Annotated in this window: 19 protein-coding genes; 4 read left to right on the forward strand and 15 right to left on the reverse strand. The window is 71.8% G+C overall.

Going from position 1 to position 20,816, the window contains the following annotated elements; all coding sequences use genetic code 11:
• Positions 1–184: 184 nt before the first annotated feature.
• A complete protein-coding gene (locus AB0L21_RS26310) occupies positions 185–802 on the reverse strand; it encodes a VOC family protein (protein WP_365702142.1) in 618 nt (205 codons plus the stop codon).
• A gap of 26 nt (positions 803–828) precedes the next feature.
• Complete coding sequence (locus AB0L21_RS26315) at positions 829–1,581, reverse strand: SDR family oxidoreductase (protein ID WP_365786766.1); 753 nt, start codon at positions 1,579–1,581, stop codon at positions 829–831.
• Positions 1,582–2,019: 438 nt separating this feature from the next.
• Here AB0L21_RS26315 and AB0L21_RS26320 point away from each other — a divergent pair, with 438 nt between their 5' ends.
• The gene (locus AB0L21_RS26320) at positions 2,020–3,123 is read left to right on the forward strand and encodes a winged helix DNA-binding domain-containing protein (protein ID WP_365702138.1); all 1,104 of its coding nucleotides are present in this window, start codon (positions 2,020–2,022) and stop codon (positions 3,121–3,123) included.
• A gap of 15 nt (positions 3,124–3,138) precedes the next feature.
• Here the strand turns inward: AB0L21_RS26320 and AB0L21_RS26325 are convergent, their stop codons facing one another.
• Both AB0L21_RS26325 and AB0L21_RS26330 read right to left on the reverse strand, forming a co-directional pair.
• The gene (locus AB0L21_RS26325) at positions 3,139–3,639 is read right to left on the reverse strand and encodes an SRPBCC domain-containing protein (protein WP_365702136.1); all 501 of its coding nucleotides are present in this window, start codon (positions 3,637–3,639) and stop codon (positions 3,139–3,141) included.
• A gap of 58 nt (positions 3,640–3,697) precedes the next feature.
• Positions 3,698–4,507 carry a LytTR family DNA-binding domain-containing protein gene (locus AB0L21_RS26330; protein ID WP_365702134.1) on the reverse strand — a complete coding sequence of 270 codons (810 nt, stop codon included), beginning with the start codon at positions 4,505–4,507 and terminating at the stop codon, positions 3,698–3,700.
• Positions 4,508–4,651: 144 nt separating this feature from the next.
• Between AB0L21_RS26330 and AB0L21_RS26335 the strand changes: the two genes are divergently transcribed.
• Positions 4,652–5,695: an NUDIX domain-containing protein gene (locus AB0L21_RS26335; RefSeq protein ID WP_365786768.1), complete on the forward strand. Its 1,044-nt coding sequence runs from the start codon at positions 4,652–4,654 to the stop codon at positions 5,693–5,695.
• 29 nt (positions 5,696–5,724) lie between these two features.
• Here AB0L21_RS26335 and AB0L21_RS26340 read toward each other — a convergent pair whose 3' ends face one another.
• The 11 genes from AB0L21_RS26340 to AB0L21_RS26390 form a co-directional block, all read right to left on the reverse strand.
• Positions 5,725–8,136, reverse strand: a complete 2,412-nt coding sequence (locus AB0L21_RS26340) for a glycosyl hydrolase family 65 protein (protein ID WP_365702131.1) — start codon at positions 8,134–8,136, stop codon at positions 5,725–5,727.
• The gene (locus AB0L21_RS26345) at positions 8,133–10,226 is read right to left on the reverse strand and encodes a xanthine dehydrogenase family protein molybdopterin-binding subunit (protein ID WP_365786770.1); all 2,094 of its coding nucleotides are present in this window, start codon (positions 10,224–10,226) and stop codon (positions 8,133–8,135) included. Before AB0L21_RS26345 ends, AB0L21_RS26340 begins: the two co-directional genes overlap by 4 nt.
• A 43-nt stretch (positions 10,227–10,269) precedes the next feature.
• Positions 10,270–11,265, reverse strand: a complete 996-nt coding sequence (locus tag AB0L21_RS26350) for a xanthine dehydrogenase family protein subunit M (RefSeq protein WP_365786772.1) — start codon at positions 11,263–11,265, stop codon at positions 10,270–10,272.
• Positions 11,266–11,793 (reverse strand): 2Fe-2S iron-sulfur cluster-binding protein, encoded by a 528-nt coding sequence (locus AB0L21_RS26355; RefSeq protein ID WP_365702125.1) that lies wholly within the window; start codon positions 11,791–11,793, stop codon positions 11,266–11,268. It abuts the gene before it with no gap.
• A gap of 93 nt (positions 11,794–11,886) precedes the next feature.
• Positions 11,887–14,070 carry an RICIN domain-containing protein gene (locus AB0L21_RS26360; protein WP_365786775.1) on the reverse strand — a complete coding sequence of 728 codons (2,184 nt, stop codon included), beginning with the start codon at positions 14,068–14,070 and terminating at the stop codon, positions 11,887–11,889.
• Between the two features lie 335 nt (positions 14,071–14,405).
• A complete protein-coding gene (locus AB0L21_RS26365) occupies positions 14,406–15,209 on the reverse strand; it encodes an aminoglycoside phosphotransferase (RefSeq protein WP_365786777.1) in 804 nt (267 codons plus the stop codon).
• 65 nt (positions 15,210–15,274) lie between these two features.
• Positions 15,275–15,415: a hypothetical protein gene (locus AB0L21_RS26370; RefSeq protein ID WP_365786780.1), complete on the reverse strand. Its 141-nt coding sequence runs from the start codon at positions 15,413–15,415 to the stop codon at positions 15,275–15,277.
• A gap of 4 nt (positions 15,416–15,419) precedes the next feature.
• Positions 15,420–16,358 carry a radical SAM protein gene (locus tag AB0L21_RS26375; RefSeq protein WP_365786782.1) on the reverse strand — a complete coding sequence of 313 codons (939 nt, stop codon included), beginning with the start codon at positions 16,356–16,358 and terminating at the stop codon, positions 15,420–15,422.
• Positions 16,359–17,006: 648 nt separating this feature from the next.
• Complete coding sequence (locus tag AB0L21_RS26380; protein WP_365786784.1) at positions 17,007–17,192, reverse strand: hypothetical protein; 186 nt, start codon at positions 17,190–17,192, stop codon at positions 17,007–17,009.
• Between the two features lie 2 nt (positions 17,193–17,194).
• Positions 17,195–17,626: a hypothetical protein gene (locus AB0L21_RS26385; RefSeq protein ID WP_365786786.1), complete on the reverse strand. Its 432-nt coding sequence runs from the start codon at positions 17,624–17,626 to the stop codon at positions 17,195–17,197.
• Positions 17,616–18,209 (reverse strand): hypothetical protein, encoded by a 594-nt coding sequence (locus tag AB0L21_RS26390; protein WP_365786788.1) that lies wholly within the window; start codon positions 18,207–18,209, stop codon positions 17,616–17,618. The genes AB0L21_RS26385 and AB0L21_RS26390 overlap by 11 nt, the downstream gene beginning before the upstream one ends.
• Positions 18,210–18,542: 333 nt before the next feature.
• Between AB0L21_RS26390 and AB0L21_RS26395 the strand changes: the two genes are divergently transcribed.
• Both AB0L21_RS26395 and AB0L21_RS26400 read left to right on the forward strand, forming a co-directional pair.
• Positions 18,543–19,871 (forward strand): hypothetical protein, encoded by a 1,329-nt coding sequence (locus AB0L21_RS26395; RefSeq protein WP_365786790.1) that lies wholly within the window; start codon positions 18,543–18,545, stop codon positions 19,869–19,871.
• An 11-nt stretch (positions 19,872–19,882) separates the two neighbouring features.
• The gene (locus AB0L21_RS26400) at positions 19,883–20,449 is read left to right on the forward strand and encodes a GNAT family protein (protein WP_365786792.1); all 567 of its coding nucleotides are present in this window, start codon (positions 19,883–19,885) and stop codon (positions 20,447–20,449) included.
• Positions 20,450–20,816 lie beyond the last annotated feature (367 nt).

Below are 20,816 nucleotides of genomic sequence, written 5' to 3' on the forward strand. Positions count from 1 at the left end.
CTCACCTGGGCCAGCCCCTCTGACGTGTCCTTCACCTCCGGAGGCGGGCCCGGGTCGCACCCATAGGTCACACCACCGACGGTGACCCTGCTCGTGGCCTCGGACAGCGGCAGGTGCTCGGTCCGGCCGTCGGCCGGACCACCGACAAAGGTCACCAGGACTTCCGGTTCACCGGCGGCCGGGTTCAGGAGGGCGGTTCCGTGCCGGCCTGTTCACTGACCATGTACCGCGCGTACCAGTCCGGCCAGTCCGGGTCGTCCGCGCCGGAGCGCGCCCCGTTGCCGCCATGTGCCGCCGCGGCCCGCCGCAGGGCGCTCGCCAGGTCGTCGGCCGAGGCGAACGACGTGGTCGCCGGGTCCAGCCGGCCCGGGAGGCGCTTGGTGACCTCCTGAAGGAACCAGCCGTTGCCGTCCGGGTCGCTGAAGGTCAGGTAGGAGCCGTAACTGCCGCGTTTCGGGTCAGGTCCGGGAACCCGGGCTTCCGTGCCGGCGTGGTGGAAGATCCCGCCGGCGTCGTGGAACACCTCGCCCGGGTCGGCGCCGCGTCGCGTCAGCTCCTCGTGGGCGGCCTCGATGTCGTCGACGACCAGGTACAGGCCGTGGGCCGAGCCCGGGGGCCGATCGGTGACCGACTGGCCGAAGATGACCGACGCCGGGGAACCCGGAGGGGTCACCTGCACGACCCGGAAGTCCTTCTCGGGGGCGAAGTCCGCGTCGAGCCTCCAGCCGAGCCCGGTGTAGAAGTCCTTGGCGCGGTCGACGTCGGCCACCGGCACCACGACGATCTCCAGTTTCATGTCCATTGACTTGCGCTTCCCGTCTCGGTATTTCAGTGGGTCACGAGTTGCTGGCCACCATCGATGTCGTACGTCGCGCCGGTGAGCGCGCCGTTGGTCATGATGTGCAGGGCGAGGGCGGCGACGTCCGCCGGTCCGACCACCCGGCCGATGGGCAGTGTCCTTCTCAACTCCTCGCGGCGAGCCTCCAGTCGGTCACCGAGGAGCGAGGCCGACAGCGGGGTGTCCACGAACCCGGCCGCGATCAGGTTGACCCGGACCGGGGCGACCTCCAGTGCAAGGTTGGCGGTCAGTGCGGGCAGCGCGGCGGTGAGGGCGCCCGTCACGGCCATCCCGGCGGCGGGCCGGCGACCACCGGTGCCGCCGACGAACAGCAGCGTCCCCCCGGCCCTGACCTTCTTCCGGCCGGCCCGCGCCACCGCGAGCAGCATCGCGATACGCCCGCCGAAGTCCCGCCCCGCGTCGGTCAGGTGGAGTTGGGCGAGGGGGGTGTACGTCGGGCTGCCCGCCGTGACCATCACATGGTCGACCTGCCCGGGCAACTCGCCGAGAAACCGCTCCAGACGGTCGGTGTCCTGGGCGTCGAACGCGGCGGTGCTCAGGGGGTTCAGTTCGTCCGCCGCCCGCCGCAGACGTTCGGCGTCGCGCGCCACGAGCACCAGCTCGCCGTCGGCCGCACGCACCTGGCGCGCGGTCTCCAGCCCGATGCCCGCGCTGCCTCCCACCACCACGACCGTCTGCCCGGCCAGTCCTCCGCGCGCTCCACCGGCTCCTTCTTCGGTCACGCTCACAGACTGTCACCGCCCTCTTCGCCCGGTTCCCGTACGTGCTCCGCCCGGAGCTCTTGCCGGCCCCGCCGTTCACGAGGCCGACGCACTCGTCCGTGGTGAGGACGGCGTGGGCGTACAGCGGCGCGTCGATGGCGGACGTCGCTGTCATCTCCTCCCACCTGAACGCGGCGGTCATCGACCGTTCCCGTCCGGCCGGCGCACGGGCAGCCCCGCGCCGGCTGCCGCGGGCCTCCGGCTCCGAAGCTTCAGTCTGTCACTCGTCCCGCCGGACGGCATCCGCGCCGAGAGGCCGGGTGAGCCGGTCCGGTGGCACCGTCGACTGCGGAGGGAGGTCAGCCGCCCGGGCACTCTCCGTCACCGGCGGCGGGCTCCCGCGGTGACACCCTCGTGCCCTAGGTTGGCGCCGGAGCGTCATCCGATCCAAGGAGCGACATGACCGACGTCCTGAGCCGTCGCGCACTGAACCGGGCCACCCTGGCCCGGCAGTTGCTGCTGGAGCGGGCGCGGACGTCCGTGGCCGACGCCGTGGAACGGCTGCTCGCCCTGCAGGCCCAACAGCCGAGTTCGCCGTTCCTCGCCCTGTGGAACCGGCTGGCCGGCTTCGGCGCCGACGACCTGCGCACGGCCCTGGACAAGCGCGAGGTGGTCCGGGCCACCTACGTACGGGCCACCCTGCATCTGCTCAGCGCCCGGGACTACCTGGCCTTCCGCGCGCTGGTGGAGCCCTCCCTGGTGGCCGCGGCGGCCGGCGTCACCAAGCGGATCCCCGGCCCGGAGATCGACCAGGAGCGCCTGGTGGCCGTCGCGCGTGGCCTCCTCGACGCCGGGCCGCTGGACTTCGCGGCGATCCGGGAGCGGATGCAGCGCGAGTTCCCCGATGCCCATGACCGGGCACTCGGGTACTGCGTGCGCATGAACCTGCCCCTGGTGATGGTGCCGACGGCGGACCGGTGGGCGTTCCCCGCCTCCAGCGAGGTGACCATGGCCGGGTCCTGGCTCGGCGCCGAGCCGGCCGGAAAGAGCTCGGCGGAGGACTTCGTCCGCCGCTACCTGGCCGCGTACGGCCCGGCCGGTCCCGCCGACCTGCGCGAGTTCAGCTGGCTGAAGGCGGCGGACGTGTTCGAGCGGCTCGCCCCGGAGCTGTGCGCGTTCACCACCGAGGACGGCCAGGTGGTCTACGACCTCCCCGACGCGCCGCGCCCCGACCCGGACACGCCGGCGCCGGTCCGGATGCTGCCGGAGTTCGACAGTCTGGTTCTCGCCCACAAGGACCGGAGCCGGATCGTCCGCACCGAGTACCGGCCCCGGCTGATCACCAGGAACCTGCGGGTACCGGCGTCCTTCCTGTGGGACGGGTTCGTCGCCGGCACCTGGGCCACGACTCGGCGCAGGACGGCGGTGACCCTCACCCTGACCCCGTTCGAGCGCCTGCCCGCCAAGGCCGTGCGGCAGCTGACGGCCGAGGCCGAGCGGGTGCTGGAGTTCACCGACCCCGGCATCGCCCAGCGGGACGTGGTGGTGGCACCGGTCGCATGACCCCGGCACCGGGTCTCAGGACCGAACGCGCAGGCCGTGGTGGCGGTCGGGGTTCACGACCGTGGACAGGCCGTTGAGCAGGAGGCGCGTACCGCCGCGGAGGTGGGCGACGTCCTGCGTGCCGTCTCCGGTGGGCACGAGCCAGGTGTACTGCTCGGTCCAGGTCAGGCGCGAGCCGGCGGGCTCGTCGGCGAGTTCGACGGTGACGAGGGAGATCCAGCGGCGGCTGCCGTCGACCTCGGCCTCGTAGACGTAGACGATCCGGGTGTCCGGCACGATGTCCAGGAACCGGGAGCGGTAGGCGAGGTGTTCCTCGGTGTCTCCGGAGACGAAGACGTTGCGGGCACTCTCGCCGGCGCCGACCCGGAAGTCCAGTTCGTGCCGGGCGGTGGCGGAACCGCCGGGGAGGCGGAACCAGCGGCGCCGCAGGGACGGGTCGGCGAAGCCGCGGAACACCTCGGACCGAGGCACCGTGAAGTCCAAGTCGATGGAGAACGAGCCGTGTTGGGCGCTCATTCGACGAACCTAACACGGGCGGCGGCCGGGACGGGCGACGGCACCTTCCGCGCACCCTTCAGCGCATCCGGCCGGTCGCGCGGCCCGCCAGAAGGTCGCGCAGTTCGCGGGCGTTACGGCGGCTGACGGCGAGGACCCGGTCGCCGATCCGGACGCTCACGTTGCCGCCGTCCAGGCGGACTTCCTCGATCCGGCCGAGGGCGACGAGCCGGCTGCGGTGGATCCGGACGAAGCCGCGCGAGCGCCACTGCTCCTCCAAGGTGGACAGCGGTATCCGCACCAGATGGCTGCCCTGGCCGGTGTGCAACCGCGCGTAGTCGCCCTGCGCCTCGACATGGGTGATGTCGGCGAGGGACACGAACCGGGTCACGCCGCCCAGTTCCACGGGCACCTGGTCGCCGAGGGCGGGTGCCGCGGGCGCGGGCGGCACGGCGGCGGCCGGGCGGGGACCCTGTCCGGCCCGGACCAGCTCGGCGACCCGTCGTACGGCCTCGGCGAAGCGCTCCTTGCGGAGCGGCTTGAGCAGGTAGTCCACCGCCTTGAGGTCGAAGGCGCGCACGGCGAAGTCCTCGTGGGCGGTGACGAAGACGACGAGCGGCGGAGCGGCGAACCCGCCCAGCAGCCGGGCCAGTTCGAGGCCGCTGAGGCCGGGCATGTCGATGTCGAGGAAGACGACGTCGAAGCCCTCCGTGCCGTCCGGGCCCTCCGCCATGGCCCGGCTGAGCCGGCGCAGCGCCTCGGTGGCCTCCAGGGCGGGCACGGCGGTGCCGACCCGCGGGTCCTCCCCCAGCAGGTAGACCAGTTCTTCGAGCGCGGGTTCCTCGTCGTCCACGGCCAGGACGCGCAAGGGCGCGTCGGTCACCCTCATGTGCGGCGGCTCCTCTCGTCCTTGACCGCTCTCCCATGGTGGTCCCGCCGAGGTGCGCCGTCGAGATCGCGGACGGCGGTGTGTCCCGGCCGTGACCGGGTCATGATCCCCTTGTCCGCGTATCGACCGTCATGAGGAGGCCCGGTGGCACAGCTGAAGCCCGACGAGTGGGACGCGCACTACGCGCGCGGCGGCCGGTTCCGGCCCCTGGGCCCCACCGAGCGCCGGCTGCTCGCCGAACACGTCCCGGCACCGGCGGGCGGGCGCTGCCTGGACGTCGGCTGCGGGCTGGGCGAGCTCGCCCGCCACCTGGCCGCGTCCGGGTACCGAGTGGACGCCGTGGACCGGTCCGCCGTCGCACTCGCCGAGGCCCGCGGCGTCGCCGCGGCCGGGGTGACGTACCGGCGGCTGGACATCGAACACGACAGCCTCGATCAACTCCCTCACGAATCCTACGACTTGATCACCGTCCGGCTCGGCTGGGCGTTCGTCCGCGACCGCACCCGGGTGCTCGGCCGGCTGCGGGAGCGGCTGCGTCCCGGCGGCGCGCTCTGCGTGATCACCCCGGTGGTGGACGCCGTACCGGAGCGGGAGCGGGGCGTGGCCCTGGACGAGGAGGAGATCGGGCTGCTGTGCGCGGGCTGGGAGTCCGCCGGGCGGTACGACGCCGACGGCCTGGCCCTGCTCGTCCTGCGCGGCCCCGCTCCCGGCGCGCTGGTCTGCGCCGGCAAGGGCCGGCCCGCCGCGCACGCCCTGACCGGGGCCGGTGTCGTCGTCACGGATGCGGCGGGGCGGGTGCTGCTGGGCTGGTCGGTGCGGGGCGTCTGGGAGCTGCCCGGCGGCAAGAACGAGCCGGGCGAGGACTTCGCCGCGGCGGCCGTACGGGAGCTGGAGGAGGAGACCTCCCTCAAGGCCGATCCCGCCGGCGCGCGGGTGCGGGCGGTCCTGATGGACTCCGTGGACGGCATGCCCCGGGTGACGGCCGCCGTCCAGGTCACGGCGTTCACCGGCGAGCCGGTCGTCACCGAGCCGCGGCTGGTCCGCCGCTGGGAGTGGCACGAGGTCGCCGACCTGCCCGGCCTCGCCCGGCCGCTGTTCACGCCGAGCGCGCACGTCCTGGACACGGTGTGGCCGGGCCTGCTGCCCGGCCTGCCGCCGGTGCACCGGTATGCGGTCACCGAAGGCTGACTTCCTGTCCCGTCGCCGAAGGCCGTGCCTCAGTCCGGCAGCACCAGCCGGGCCGTCTCCCCCGGCCCGACCGGTACCACGCGGTCGTGCAGGCGGATGTCGATGGGTGAGCGGTCGGAGTCCGGTACGGCGATCTCCAGCAGGCCGCTGCGCAGGCGCAGCCGGACGCCCCAGTGGCCGCGGTAGCGGATGGGGAAGCCGTAGGAGGACAGCTCGGGCAGCGGGACCGGGTCGAGGCACAGGCCGCCGCCGCGGGTCTCCAGGCCGGTCAGTCCGCGCTGGACGAGGTCGAGCGTGCCGGCCATCGCGCCGAGGTGGATGCCCTCGCCGGTGGTGCCGCCCTGGAGGTCGGCGATGTCGCCGCGCAGCGCCTCCTGGACGAAGCTCCACGCGTCGGAGCGGCGGGCGCGGGCCAGGATCCAGCCGTGGACCAGGCCGCTGAGGGTGGAGCCGTGGCTGGTGCGGTGCAGATAGTGGTCCACGGTCGCGAGCCAGGTGTGCTCGTCCAGGTGGTACCCCAACTGCTGGAACAGGGTGCGGAGTTCGGGTAGCGAGAAGAGGTAGCCGAGCATCAGTACGTCGGCCTGTTTGGACGCCTTGTAGCGGTTGACGGTGTCGCCTTCCGCCTCCAGGATGCGGTCCAGGCGCCGGATGTCGTCGTACCGCCCGCGATAGCCCGCCCAGTCCAGTTCGGCGAGGTCGCCGTAGCCGTCGAACTGGCTGATCACCCCGTCGTGGAAGGGGATGTGCAGGCGGCGGGAGACCTCCGACCAGCGGGCGGGTTCGTCCTCGCCGAGGCCGGTCAGCTCGGTGAGTTCCCGGCGGCGTGGCTCGGGCAGGCCGTGCAGCAGTTCCAGGGCGCGGGTGAGCACCCAGGCGGCGGTGACGTTGGTGTACGCGTTGTCGTCCAGGCCGGGCCGGGCCGCGCCGGGGTAGGCGTCGTGGTACTCGTCGGGGCCGACCACGCCCCGGATGCGGTACCGGCCGAGGTGGTCGTCCCAGGTCGCCGACTGCCCCCAGAAGCGGGCGATCTGGAGGAGCACCTCGGCGCCCTCGCCGTGCAGGAACTCGATGTCGCCGGTCGCCTCGCAGTACTGCCAGACGTTGTAGGCCACGGCCGAGCCGACGTGGTGCTGGAGCCGGGAGTGGTCCGGCAGCCAGCGGCCGGAGCGCGGGTTGAGGTGCAGCTGCTGGGTCTCCTCGCGGCCGTCGCTGCCGCTCTGCCACGGGTAGAGGGCGCCGCACCGGCCGAGTTCGCGGGCCGCGCGGCAGGCGGCGTCCAGGCGGCGGTGGCGGTAGCGGAGCAGGGCGCGGGAGACCTCGGGGAGGTGGAGGTTGAGGTAGGGCAGGACGAAGAGTTCGTCCCAGAAGACATGGCCGCGGTAGGCCTCGCCGTGCAGGCCGCGGGCGGGGACGCCGACGTCCAGGTCGGCGGTGTGCGGCGAGAGGGTCTGGAGCACGTGGAACAGGTGCAGGCGCAGGATGCTGCCCGCCTCGCCGGGCACGTCGAGCGCGGTGCGCCGCCACAGCTGCTCCCAGGTCGCGCGGTGGGTCTCGCGCAGTTCGTCGAAGCCGGGGGCGGCGCCGACCCGGTCCACGGCCGCGCGCAGCGGGTCGCTGATGGCCGGGTCGCGGGCGGTGTGCAGGGCGACGGTCTTGTCGACGGTGACGGTGCGGCCGGGCGGCAGGGACAGCCGGAGCCGCTGGACGGCGCGGTGGGCCTCGTTGGCGTGGGTGACCGGCACCCCGGCGGTCAGCCGGGCCGCCAGGCCGAAGCCGATGTCGGAGGTGCGGGTGCGGCAGCGCAGCCAGACCGTGCCGGGTGCGCTGGTGCCGACCTCGATGTGGCTGAGGTGCCGGCCGTCCAGGTCCCGGTAGCGGGCGACGCCGGAGTTGGTGACGCGCCCGTCGAGCGCGGCCTCCACGTCCAGTTCGACGGCGCGGCCCTCGGCGGTGAACTCGGTGCGCAGCGCGGCGAGATGGGGGTCGGCCAGGTGGACGAGGCGCACCTGCCGGACGAGGAGGGTGGCGTCGGTGCCGAGCGGGTAGCGGGTACGGCGTTCCAGCAGGCCGGGATCGAGGTGGAGCACCTGGTGGTGCTCGGTGACGGGGACGGTGTCGGGGGTGAGCCAGTCCCCGCCGGCGGGCCGGAAGCGCAGCGGCAGCCAGTTGGGCAGGTTGACCATGTCCTCGTTCTCGATGCGGCGCCCGGCGACCTCGGAGGTGAGCCGGTTGTAGCAGCCGGCGGCGTAGGTGCCCGGGTAGTGCACGTCGTCCGCGGTGCACTCGGGCAGCGCCCCGCGGGTGGCGAAGTAGCCGTTGCCGAGGGTGCACAGGGACTCCCGCAGGCGTTCTTCCGCGGGCCGGTAGCCGTCGTACTCCCAGACGTACTCCCAGGGGTACTCCCAGGCGTGCTCCCACGCGGGTACCGTCACCGTCACCCCTCGGACAGCAGGCCGGCGAGGATCCGGTCGGGGGTGAGGGGGAGGGTGCGGAAGCGGATGCCGGTGGCGTGGTGGACGGCGTTGCCGAGGGCGGCGGCGGTGCCGACGATGCCGATCTCGCCGATGCCCTTGCTGCCCATGGGGTTGAGGTGGGTGTCGTGTTCGTCGATCCAGTCGGCCTCGATGGCGGGGACGTCGGCGTGGACGGGCACGTGGTAGGAGGCGAGGTCGGCCTCGGGGAAGTCGCCGAACGCCGGGTCCAGGGTGCTGTGCTCGGTGAGGGCCATGCCGAGGCCCATGACCATGGCGCCGGTGAACTGGGAGCGTGCGGTGCGGGCGTTGAGGATCCGCCCGGCGGCGAAGACGCCGAGCAGCCGGCGCACCCGGATCTCGCCGGTGACGGTGTCGACGGCGACCTCGGCGAAGTGCGCGCCGAACGCGTGCCGCGCGTAGGGGCTTTCGGCGTCGGCGGTCCCGGTGGTGTCGGCGCGGACGACGTGGCGCTCGCCGGACGGCGGGGCGGGGTCCGCGGCGAGCCGGGTGCACGCCTCGTGCACGGCCCAGCCCCAGGAGGCGGTGCCCATGGAGCCCCCGGCCAGCGGGGCGGGTGGCAGATCGCTGTGGCCGACCTCGGTGCGCACCCGTTCCAGGGGCACGCCGAGGGCGTCGGCGGCTATCTGGGCGAGGACGGTACGGGCTCCGGTGCCGATGTCGGCCGCGTTGACCCGGACGACGAAGGTGCCGTCGGGCCGGGCCTCCGCGGTGGCGGTGGACGGGGCGATCTGTACGGGGTAGGTGGCGGCGGCGACGCCGGTGCCGATCAGCAGCGGGCCCTCGCGGCGGACGCCGGGGCGCGGGTCGCGGCCGGCCCAGCCGAAGCGGCGGGCGCCCTCGCGCAGGCACTCCACGACGTGCCGGCTGCTGAACGGCTTGCCGCTGCCCGGTTCCCGCGCCGGGTCGTTGCGCACGCGCAGCTCCACCGGGTCCAGGCCGAGCGCGTCGGCGAGTTCGTCCATGGCGGACTCCAGGGCGTACATGCCGGGTGACTCGCCGGGCGCCCGCATCCAGGAGGGGCTGGGCACGTCCAGCGGCACCACGTGGTGGACGCTGCGCAGGTTCGGGGTGGCGTACATGACGCGGGAGACCACCCCGGCGTGTTCCACGAACTCCTTCACGCGGGAGGTGTGGGTGGTGACGTCGTGCAGCACGGCGGTGAGCCGGCCGTCCCGGTGGGCGCCGAGCCGTAGCCGCTGCACGGTCGGGGCGCGGTGACCGACGACGGTGGGCAGGTACCGGCGGGGGTAGGCCACGGTGACGGGCCGGCCGGTGTGCCGGGCGGCCAGCGCGGCGAGGACGACGTCCGGGCGCGGGGTTCCCTTGGAGCCGAAGCCGCCGCCGACGTGCTCGGCGACGACGGTGATCCGCTCCTCGGGCAGCCGGAAGAGCTGGGCGAGGACGGACCGTACGGTCGTACCGCCCTGGCTGGAGGTGTACGCGGTGAGCCGGTCGCCGTCCCAGTGGGCCGTGCTGGTGTGCGGCTCCATCGGGTGGTTGTGCAGCGGCGGCACCCGGTAGGTGGTGTCGACGCGGACCTCGGCCGCGGCGTAGGCGGCCTCGGGGTCGCCGCGCTCGACCCGGCCGGGCTGGCCGTTGACATCCTCCGGGTCGTAGGCACCCGGGTGGCCCTCGACGGGGCCGGTGTCGTGGGGTGCGGTGGCGTACGTGACCCGGACGGCGCGGGCGGCGGCGCGGGCGGCCTCCAGGGTCTCGGCGACGGCCAGGGCCACGCACCAGCCCCGGTGCGGCACGTCCGGGCCCTGGAGCACGGCGAGAGTGCCGTCCTCGGGCTCGGCGAGCCGGGGCGCGTCGAAGGGGGTGAGGACGGCGAGGACGCCGGGCAGGGCGAGGGCGGCCGAGATGTCGACGGCGGTGACCCGGCCCCGGGCGACCGCGGCGGGCACGGGCCAGGCGTGGACGCGGCCGGGCAGGGTGTACTCGGCGGCGTAACGGGCGGCGCCGGTGACCTTCTGGCGCCCTTCCCGGCGCTCGGCGGGGGCGCCCAGGGCGGTGCCGGTCGTGCCGGTCATGGGGTCCTCCTGCTCCTCCTGTGAGGGCTCGGGCTGTGCGGGCTCAGGCCACTGCCGGGGCCGGGGCGAGACGGTTCAGGACGTCCAGGGCGAGGTTGTGGGCGAGGGACACCTTGTAGGCGTTGTCCCGGAGCGGCTCGGCGTGCGCGAGTTCCAGGTCCACGGCCCCTTCGAAGGCGGCCGGAGTGGCGGGGGCGCCCAGCAGGGCCAGCTCGGTGTGCCGGGCCCGCCAGGGCCGGTGGGCGAGCCCGCCGAATGCGACGCCCACCTGGTCGACGACGCCGTCCGCGACCCGCAGCAGGACGGCCACGGAGGCGAGCGCGAAGGCGTACGACGCCCGGTCCCGGGCCTTGCGGTAGGCGGACGGGGCGCCGGCGGTGGCGGCCGGCAGCAGCACGCCGGTGATCAGTTCGCCGGGGCGGATCCAGGTGTCGCGCTCGGGGTGCTCGCCGGGCAGCCGGTGAAAGTCGGCCACCGGCAGGCGCCGGGTGCCGTCGGTGCCGTACAGCTCGACCTGGGCGTCGAGGGCGGCCAGGGCGACGGCCATGTCGGAGGGGTGGGTGGCGATGCAGTGCGGGGAGTGGCCGAGGACGGCGTGGTCGCGGTGGACGCCGTCCCGGGCACCGCAGCCGCTGCCGGGCTCGCGTTTGTTGCAGGGTTTGTCCAGGTCCTGGAAGTAGGGGCAGCGGGTGCGCTGGAGCAGGTTGCCGCCGGTGGTGGCGGCGTTGCGCAATTGTGCGGAGGCGCCCGCGAGGAGCGCCTGGGACAGGGCCGGCCAGCGCGTCCGGACGCGTGGGTCGGCGGCGAGGTCGCTGTTGCGGACGGTGGCGCCGACCCGCAGGGAGCCGTCGGACAGTTCCTGGATGCCGTCCAGCGGCAGCCGGCCGATGTCGATGAGGAGGGCGGGCCGCTCCACGCCGAGTTTCAGCAGGTCGACCAGGTTGGTGCCGCCGGCCAGATAGCGGGCGCCTGGCTGGGCGGCGTAGGCCTCGACGGCCTCCTGGACGCTGGCGGGCCTGAGGTATCCGAAGCCGTTCACTCAGATCACGTCCTCGATCGCCTCGACGATGCGCGGATAGGCGCCGCAGCGGCACAGGTTGCCGCTCATCCGTTCGCGGATCTCGGGCCGGTCCAGCGGTACGGGCCCTTCGGTGGGGGCCGTCGGGTCGGTGACGTGGGAGGGGTGGCCGGCCGCGGCCTCGGCGAGCATGCCCACCGCGGAGCAGAGCTGGCCGGGGGTGCAGTAGCCGCACTGGAAGGCGTCGCGGTCCAGGAAGGCCCGCTGGAGCGGGTGCGGCTCCTCGCGGTCGCCGCCCAGGCCCTCGACGGTGGTGACCTCGCTGCCGTCGAGGGTCACGGCGAGCAGCAGACAGCTGTTGAGGCGGCGCCCGTCGACCAGCACGGTGCAGGCACCGCACTGGCCGTGGTCGCAGCCCTTCTTGGAGCCGGTGAGGTCCAGGTCCTCACGGAGCAGGTCCAGCAGGACGCGCCGGTGGTCGACGCGCAGGGTGTGGGGTTTGCCGTTGACCCGGAGGGTGACCTCGGAGTGGTGGGATGCGCTGGTCATGGCGGGGATGACCTTCCGGACGGACGGTGGAGCCGTGCAGACCGCGTATCCAGGTCACTCGGGCTCACACGTCCGGAAGGTCATCCCCTTCGCTCACGGGTAGCGGACGAGGTTCGCGACGTTGGTCGTCGCGTTGGAGGGTCCTCCGGTGTTGTTGATGACGTGACTGATGGTGCCGGTGCCGCCGAGGGAGACGGTCACCATGCTGGTGAAGCGGACGTTCGGGTTGGCCGGTGCCTCGATGGCGCGGGCGGCCGTCACGCTCGGGTCGACGTTGAAGTAGCAGTAGCTGCCCAGGCCGTACGCCTGGTGGCTGGTGACCGAGTCGGCGACCTTGTAGGCGGCGTAGCCCTGCGTGGAGCCGTTCATCCAGGCGGCCTGGTTCGGCGGGTCGTACGGCATCTCGTTCTGGAAGAAGTAGGTACGGCCGCCGTTGCCGTTCCAGACGGTCTGGTACTTCTGGAAGTGCTCCACGAACAGCCCGTACATGGTCACGTCGTCGCCGTTCACGACCAGGCCGGTGTCGGCGGTGTTGCTGGTCCAGCCGACGCCGCTGCCGTGGTCGGCGCGCCAGATCCACATGTGGTCGCCGATGACGTTGTCGCTGTTGACGACGAGGCTGGTGGCTGCCTTGCCGACGCCGGCGCCGCCGACGCGGAAGTACACGTCGTGCAGGGAGGTCGGGTCGGCCGCGTGGGAGGCGGTGGAGCCGGCCGGCCCGACCTCGACCAGGGTCTTCGAGCTGGTGGTGCCGGCGTCGAAGAGCAGGCCCGCGATCTTCACGCCGTCGACGTCGGCGACGGACATCGCGGTGATGCCGTTGTCCGGGACGAGGGTGGCGAGTCCGAGACCGAGGACGACCGTGTCCGGTCGGGTCACCTTCAACGTCTGGTCGAGGTGGTAGACGCCGGGCGTGACCAGCAGGTTCTGGCCGGCCGCCAGGGCCGCGTTGATCTGTGCGGCGGTGGCGCCGGGCTTGACGACGTAGAACTGGCTCAGCGGCAGCGAGGTGCCGGCCGGGCTGCCGCCCGCCCAGCTGGTCGCGGTGGAGTTGGTGCGCACGGACGGCACGAACACCTGGTAGTTCCCGGAGCCGTCGACGTACAGGAACGGCTTCTCCCGGGTGACCGGGCTCTGCGCGACGGTGGTGTGCGGCGGGTTCGGGAAGCTGGTGGCCGGGACGCCCTGGCTGCCGACGAACACCATGTTCCAGTTGGACCCGGTCCAGCTGCCGAGCTGGGAGTTGCGGGTCAGCCACTGCTGCTGGGAACCGGAGTTGACCTGTCCGTCGACCTTGCTGTCGGCGAGGTAGCCGCCGGAGGACCAGCCGCCGTCGTCCAGGGCGAGGTTGCCGCGCAGGTGCATCCGGCGGTACGCCGCCGCCTGCGACACCGCCCAGCGGTCGCCGCCGCCGGTGGGGTTGACGGACAGGTTCTCGGCGCCGCGCCAGAAGTTCTGGGTGGCGTTGCCCTGGAACCAGTCGGCCTCGGCGTGCACCGCGCCGTTGACCGTCACCGCGTCCGGGGTCAGGCCGAGGCCGAGCACCTGGGTGTAGAAGCCGACGTTGACGTTGGCGTTGTAGGCGCCGGGCTTGAAGAGGACGGCGTAGCGCTGGGAGCCGAACTGGTTGGTCTCCTGCTGCTTGAAGATCGTGTCCAGCCTGCCCTGGATGGTCGAGGACGACATCGACGGGTCGAACACGACGACGTTGGGCCCGAGGTCCGGGTTGCTCACCGACTGGGTCACGGGAACCACCTGGAAGCGCTGGGCGGCGGTGCCGTTGCAGGTGTACTGCACGAACTGCACGCTGTCCGCGAGCGAGGCACCGGGGTCGTCCAGGCACTTGCCGCTGTTTCTGTTGACGAAGTGGAAGGCGCCGCCGCCGTCGTCCACGGGCAGCCACTGCTGGTTGGCGCCGCCGCCGTAACTCCACAGGTGGACGGGCGCGTTGTCGGCAGTGGAGACGTCGGCGACGTCGGCCACCTGGTTGGTGTCGTTGCGGTTGTTGATGCGGACGTAGCCGTCGCCGGCGTCGGTGAAGCTCCACTGCTGGGCCGTGGTGCCGTTGCAGGCGTACTGCTGCACGGCGGTGCCGTTGGCGGTGGCGGCGGCCTTGGCGTCCAGACACCTGCCGCTCGCGGCGTTCACGACCGTGGCGAAGCCCGTCGGCAGGGCGGCGGCCCCGGCGCTGGCGGCGGGCGCGGGCGCCGCCGTGAGCAGGGTGGCGGCAAGGGACAGAGCGGCGAGCGAGCCCGCCGCCGGGAGGGGTCTGGCCATGTGGGCGGGTGGCCTTTCGGGTGGGGGGCCGCAGACCCAACAGCCGGGAGACATTCGGCCGTTGAGACCTGCGGGGCTTTGTTTAAGGCGTGAAACTAAAGGTACGGACCACTGGCGTCAAGAGGCGGAACGGGAAACCCCGCCCGGACAGAGCACCGGCCGGTGCCGGTGGCGTCGGGCGCCTGGGGGGAACCGGAGGCCGTGGAGGCCGTGGACCGGGCGGGCTCGGAGGCCGTGGACCAAGCCGCGCCGGACACTGCGGACCAGGACGCTTCCTCCGGACGAAGGGGACAGTGACAGGGCCCTACGCTCCCTGGGAGTGTGCGGGGCGCCTGTCAGGGCTGGGATTGCCGATACTCGTGCCATGCCTGTGCGGCGCTCTGCATGGGCTTCGACCAATCGTCTTCGCTCTGTTCGGCGATCGAGTCCCAGACCCGGTGCTGGACGCGGGCGAGGGCGTCGAGGCCTGCGGTCGGGGCCGGCTTCCACGCCGGGTGAGCGGCGGCGACGTTCTCTGCCTGTTCGGCGGTGTGGCCGTGGGCGATGAGCCAGAGCAGCCAGAGTGCGGGGTCGATCCAGGCGGCTCCTAGGGAAGCCCACCCCCAGTCCACGAACAGGGCGCCGTGGCCGGTGACGAGGACGTTGTGCGGGTTCCACTCGGTGTGCAGCAGGCTGTCGCCAGCGAACCAGGAGAGGTCTGCCGGGTCGTCCACGAACGTCCGCAGCCGGTGGGGCATCGTCTTCAGCTCGAAGCCGGGCGCCGGTACATCGGCCAGCCGGATCATGGTGGCCATGACGGCGGGCAGGTCGAGGGAGCCTGGCGTGTAGTCGGCGTGGCCGGCTGCCACGTACTCGAAGCCGAGGAGGCTCCAGCCGTCCTCTTCGACGTGCCACAGCAGCTCGGGGGCGATGCCGCGGACGTACGGGCCGATCCGCGCTTCCCGTTTCTGGGTCCACACCCGTGGGTGATCGAGGGGCAGGCCCTTGACGAACATCGTGCGGCCGGCGGTACGGACGCGGGCGGCGATGGCGCTGTTCAGACCCGCGTTGATCGTTCCGACGTCAACCACAGGGCCGCTCACCTTCTCGATCAGCCGCCGCACGGTGGCCGGAAGCTCGGTCAGGCGCTCGGTGGGCATGGACTCTCCTGTATGCGTTCGGGGCAGCCGGGGCCACGCAGGTGCGCGACCCCGGCCGAGGAGTGTTACTGGTAGGGGTTGTCGTCGTTGCACCCGGCCACGGTGCCCGCGGTGAGCGTGTCGACGTCGGGCACCAGGGTGACCTCCTCCGGGTCCGGGACGACGGACTCCGGCTGGCGCGTCAGCGCAACCATGACAGCAGACATGCGGCTACCTCATTCCGTGTTGGCAGTAGTTTCCGAGTGGTGCCTTCGCCTCCTGGAAGACTTTCGCCATCGGCCTGCACACCCGGCACGTGCCGGACAGCTCGCAGCCGCTGCATCCTCCGGTGCGAAGCATGAGGGACTCGGCGATGCCGCCGAGCCGGGCCAGACCTTCCACGCCTTCGGCGATCAGGTCGATATTCGGTTCGCGGCCGACCTTGCAGATCGACGCCCGCCCGAACGGGTCGGAGTGGAAGAACGTCACGCCGGCCGGGCAGCCCGTGAACGGCTGCCGGTGGGTCAGGTACTCGGGCGACTGCTGCGGCAACGTCTCAGCAGTGCCGTGGATCGTCGGCGAGATGTTCGCGTACTCGCGGAACCGCAGACCGAGGCTGCGCGCCCAGTCACGCATGGCGTCCGCCTCGTGCGCGTTTCCGCGGACGATGATGAGGCTGAGATCGACGTTCAGGCCGGCGGCCACGGCGTTTTGCAGACCGGCCGCGAACCGTTCGTACGCGCCGCGCCTGCGGGTGACCGCGTCGTACGTTTCCGCGGTGGCGCCGTACATGCTCAGTGTCAGCTTGGTCGGCGGGTAGGTGCGCAGCAGGTTCAGCATGTGGTGCTTGTGCAGCCGTGAGCCGTTCGAGAGGACTTCCACCTGCATGCCCAGCTCGTGTGCGAGCCGGTACGCCTCGCGAAAGTGGGGGTCGATCAGCGGTTCCCCGCCGGTGATCTGCAACCAGATCACGCCGGCGTCGCGCATGACGGCCAGCAGCTTGCGCTTGCCGTCCATGTCCAGGCCCTCGAAGCGCTTCTCGCCGAGGTAGCACATGACGCAGTCGAAGTCACAGCCCAGGTTGATCTCCCACGTTGCGCGGCTGAACTCATATGGTCCCGCGTCGCGCATCAGCAGAACATCGCTGATCCGGCGGCCGGCCAGGTCCACGTTCCACTGCGCCCGGACCGGCTCCGTGAGCCACGGGGGCACTGTGCCGGGGCCGGCCGCCAAGGCGCGCAGTTCCTCGAACTTGGCCCTGGGGAGCTGCACCGCTTTGGAACTGCCGGGCCGCAGGATCAGGCGCCGCTCTCCGAACGGCGTCGCAACCAACTCGTGCAAGTCCTCTTCCCTTCTGCCTGGCGGAAGCTGGTGTAAAGGACCCCCGCCCCTGTTCGTCATGCAGCTTGGAAGCCCGCTGTCTCCTGTGCGAGGGGACCCTTCGGACCCGGCATCCCTGGTCTGGCTTGGAGCGGCCCCGGGCCGCAAATAGCCGAAAAGCCGATTCAGCCGGCCCGAGTTCCAAGGCAGTGGCGGGCGTGCCGAGACGTTCTCCCCCGGGCCCGTCCTAGGGGACGCCGGCCCAACAGAAGCGGGCTCCGGCCGGGCGAGGCTGTGGCCCTTCCCCCCGGTAGGCGTAGTACTTGTCCCAGTACTCGGCTGCCCGGGCGGCGAGGAGCGGCTCGTTCCCCAACCTCAGGACGACACCGGCAGAGGTGGATGGTCCCGGCCTGTCCGCCTCGGGGGTTGCGGACTGACCGGGACCTCCTCCCGCACAGGGCGCGAAGGCCCTTGAGGCCCCGTGCGGAAGTCGTGAGGTCACGCCGACACCAGCCGGCGGACCAAGTAGGCACTGGCCTGGGCCATGAGCCGGTCCAAGCACGGCTCGCACGCCATGAACGGTGCGGTGTACCCGTCCCATTGGACCGGGCCGAGCCAGAGCACCCGGACGCCGGTCCGCTCGCATCCGAGCCAGCAGTCGCCGGTGATCCATAAGCGCTCCATGATCAGGACCCCACCCTGGCGACGAGCCAGCTCGCCGCATCGGTCGGTCCGTCGCCGCCGTCGGCCGGCTGCTCGACGCGCTCGCGGTCCCACCTCTCGGCCAGGAGGGCGATGCTGCTCAGGGCCCGCGCGACGATAGCGAGGTCATGTAACTGCGCCTGCGCCTCCGCTGGCGGAGCGTCCGGGTAGGACACATCCGGGTCGAACACCGTGTCGACGTTCCGCATCACGACAAGCGCCGTCTCACGCGTCTCGCCGGTCAGGTGCGGCACGAGCGCGGCCACTCGCGGGCCCAGCGCCCGCACGTGCCTCTCCAGCTCCGCCAGCAGCGACTGCGTCTCGTCGGTGTCGACGGGCCTCATGTCCCACAGCACGTGGTGACACGCCGCCTTCACGGCCTGTTCGTCACCCGGCTCGACCGCTTCAACGCCCACCGACGGCCTCCTGCGTGCCAAGTCGGTGCCGTCCGTGAGCGACGAGCTGCAAGACAGCATCCGGGTCGCACAGCTCCGCAGGGCCGTGCATCGGCATGCACCAGTAGCTGAAGTGCTGAGGATGCGGCTCGTTCAGCCCCGGGCGCGGTACGCCGACGTAGCTGTCACGCCCCAGGGCCTCGGCGTGTGGTGCGTGCCGCCGATCACGCCACTCGGGCCGGTCCGCGGTACTTGCCGGGACCAGCGCGTAGTACCGGCCGCTGTTCTGGTCGACGAACGCCGGGCCACCGAGCAGCGCGGCCGTCAGGAAGCCCCGCACGCTATCGGGCTCACGCGAGCCGGCCGCCGCCTCCACCAGCTCGGCGGACATGCGGATCACGGAGAACAGCGCGCCGCAGCGCAGCAGTGCGATCCCGGCCCGATCCCATTCAGTCCGCGAGGTGCTGGCGTGGGCGGCCGACAGCAGCAGCCACGAGCGGACGGCCGCCTCGCGTTCCTGCCGGGTAACGACTCGCGGCTCCTCACGCCAGCTGCGCGCGAGCTCATCGGTCGTCGGCTCGGCTGGGGCTCGTACGTCTCTCACAGCAGATCCTCCGGGTCGGTCGTTCCGCCGCCGATTACCGAACGTTGCCCACAACGCGGATGAGGAACGAGGCCAGCTATCGGCTGCATGCTCGCTGGGTCCTGTGCTCGTCTGTGCACTCTCAGCGAGGATCGGTAAGAGCGTTGCAAGAGTGCGTGGACGGCTCTACCCCCAAACCGACCTCGGGTTCTGCGCCTGTAGTTGACGACTTCCTCAAAGCTTCCTCGGACCGTCCTCGGGTTCGGTAAGTACCGTCGGCAGGGGGCAACTTCAACGAGACAGCGTTCTACCGTCAGGACACTGACGTGTTAGGCGGACGGAGTGAGAGGCGTCGTGCTGTTCTTCCGGCAACTCTGCGAGGCACAGGGCATGCGGCACCCCGACGACTTCCTGCCGAAGTATCGGGAAGCAACTGCACGGTTAGGCCTTCCGAGCGTGGATGAGCCGGCCCCGAAGACCATCGAGGGATGGCTGTACTGGGGCAGGAAACCGCAGAGGGTCTTCCGGCAGGTTCTGGTCGAGATGCTGGGCCACAGCATCGACGTTCTGTGGTCGGAGGTGCCCGAAGGCACCACGCCGCACGTCGCGCCCCTGGCCAGTGCGTCACATGTACTCCCTGCTGAGCCCGGCATGGACACCAACGAGATGAAGAGGACGGGTGCGATGGCTGTGCGACGTGCGAAGGAGTTCCTCCTGGGCGCTGACCGTGAGCGGGTAGGTGACGACACACTCGACCTGCTCGATGACGAGGTACAGCGCCTGGTGGCCGCGTACCCGCGCGAACCGCTGGCAACAGTCTGGGGCGATCTACTGGAAACCCACGAGCAGGTCTTCCGCCTGCTGGAGGGCGGTCGCGTCCGGCCCTCTCAGCTGCGTGACCTGTATGCCAAGGGCGCCATCCTGTCGTTCCTGGTGGCCAAGGGCTTCAACGACATGCAGGACCCGCACCAGGCCATGACGATGACCCGGGTCGCCGCGGCATGCGCCCGCGACGCCGAGCACCCCGGACTGATCGCCCTCACAGACGGTCTCAAGAGCCTGATCGCATACTGGGCGAACAGGCCGGAGGACGCCGAGCACTACGCCAGCCGGGGCGCCGAAACGGCCGCGAACCTCCGCGGAACCGTCGGCCTCTGGCTCCTCGGTCTCAAGGCCCGATCCGCCGGCGTGCTCGGTGACGAGGAGACCGTACGGCTCGTCAACCAGCAGGCAGCCGACCGCCGTGAGCAGGTAGTGCCCGATGACCTGGACCAGCTGGGCGGGCTCTTCACCTACGCCTGGGAGAAGCAGCAGTACTACGCGGTGGAGGCCGAGGCGCTGCTCGGGCATGGGAACGCCGACCTGATCACACAGGCAGAGGAAGCTGTCACGGGTTTCAGCGACCCCAGCTCCCCGAACTGGGCGTTCGGAGACCTGGCGGGAGCTCAGTGCGACCTGTCCCTGATCCGGCTCAACAGCGGAGATCCGGACGGTGCGGCAGCCGCCATCCGACCGGTGCTCGACCTTCCCGCTTCGCACCGCAACAACGGCATCGTCGTATCCGCGATGCGGGTCCGCGGCGCCTTGATGAGTAGTCCCGCTCGCACAGCCGTCGCCGGGAAGGACCTGCGTGCCGAGATCGAAGCGTTCTCCGCCAGTCGGCCCGCGTTGCCTCGCGGGTAGCATCCAGGGGCATGTACCCGATCAGTCGATCAAGCGCGCGCCTCAGCCTCAGGGAACTGACGATCGAGGACGTGGACGCCGTGCTCGCCATCTACGGCAGCCCTGAAGCAACGGAGCACCTGAGCTTCGAGCCACGGACCCGCGAGCAGGTTGAACAGATCGTGGCCCGGTCCGTCGCCGCCGCAACCGACCTGCCCCGTACAGAGTTCGCGTTCGCCGTCGTTGAGCGGAAGACGGACCAGCTGATCGGATTCGCCCGCCTCGCCCTTGACCCACACCAGCAGCGCGGAGCCACCATCGGCTTCGCGCTGCGTCCGCAGGTGTGGGGCGTGGGGTACGGCGTGGAGACGGTCCGGCTTCTGCTCAGCGTCGGCTTTGACGACCTCAACCTCCACCGCATCTGGGGTGCCCGTTCCCCTCACAACGAAGCCTCCGCGAAGACCATGACGTCTGTGGGCATGGTCGAAGAAGGAACGATCCGCGAGCACGTCTCCAAGGCAGGAAAGTGGCGGGACTCGGTGGTCCACGCCATCCTCGACCGCGAGTGGACGAGCGAGCCGCATCAGGGCGTCTTGTGAAAGTGCTTGCTGTGGGTTCGGGGGCAACGACTTCGCGCGAGCAGAGGGACGCGGCTACTCCGACGTGGCGGAGTGGCGGGCAGCGCACGAAGAGTTCTTCCGGAGCGATGGCGTGAGCGAGTACCTGGGACGCACCCCGGTCATTGATGACGACACTCTTGTCGTTGCAGAACGCTTCCGAGTGGTCGAGCCCGACAACTCGGGTGGTCCGTGACGCGTGTCCGGCTCGATGGGAGTCCGGGAGGATCAACCGGACAGGCCCTGTGAGTGCTGGCTAGGTCCTGTCGTCAAACTCCCGTCGTCCGCCCGGAGGGCGGGCCGCGCGGCGTCAGGTGCGTGCTCTCGGCGTGCCGGGCCCCGGCCCTCG

The organism is Streptomyces sp. NPDC052721 (genome assembly GCF_040678315.1).
Classification (GTDB): domain Bacteria; phylum Actinomycetota; class Actinomycetes; order Streptomycetales; family Streptomycetaceae; genus Streptomyces.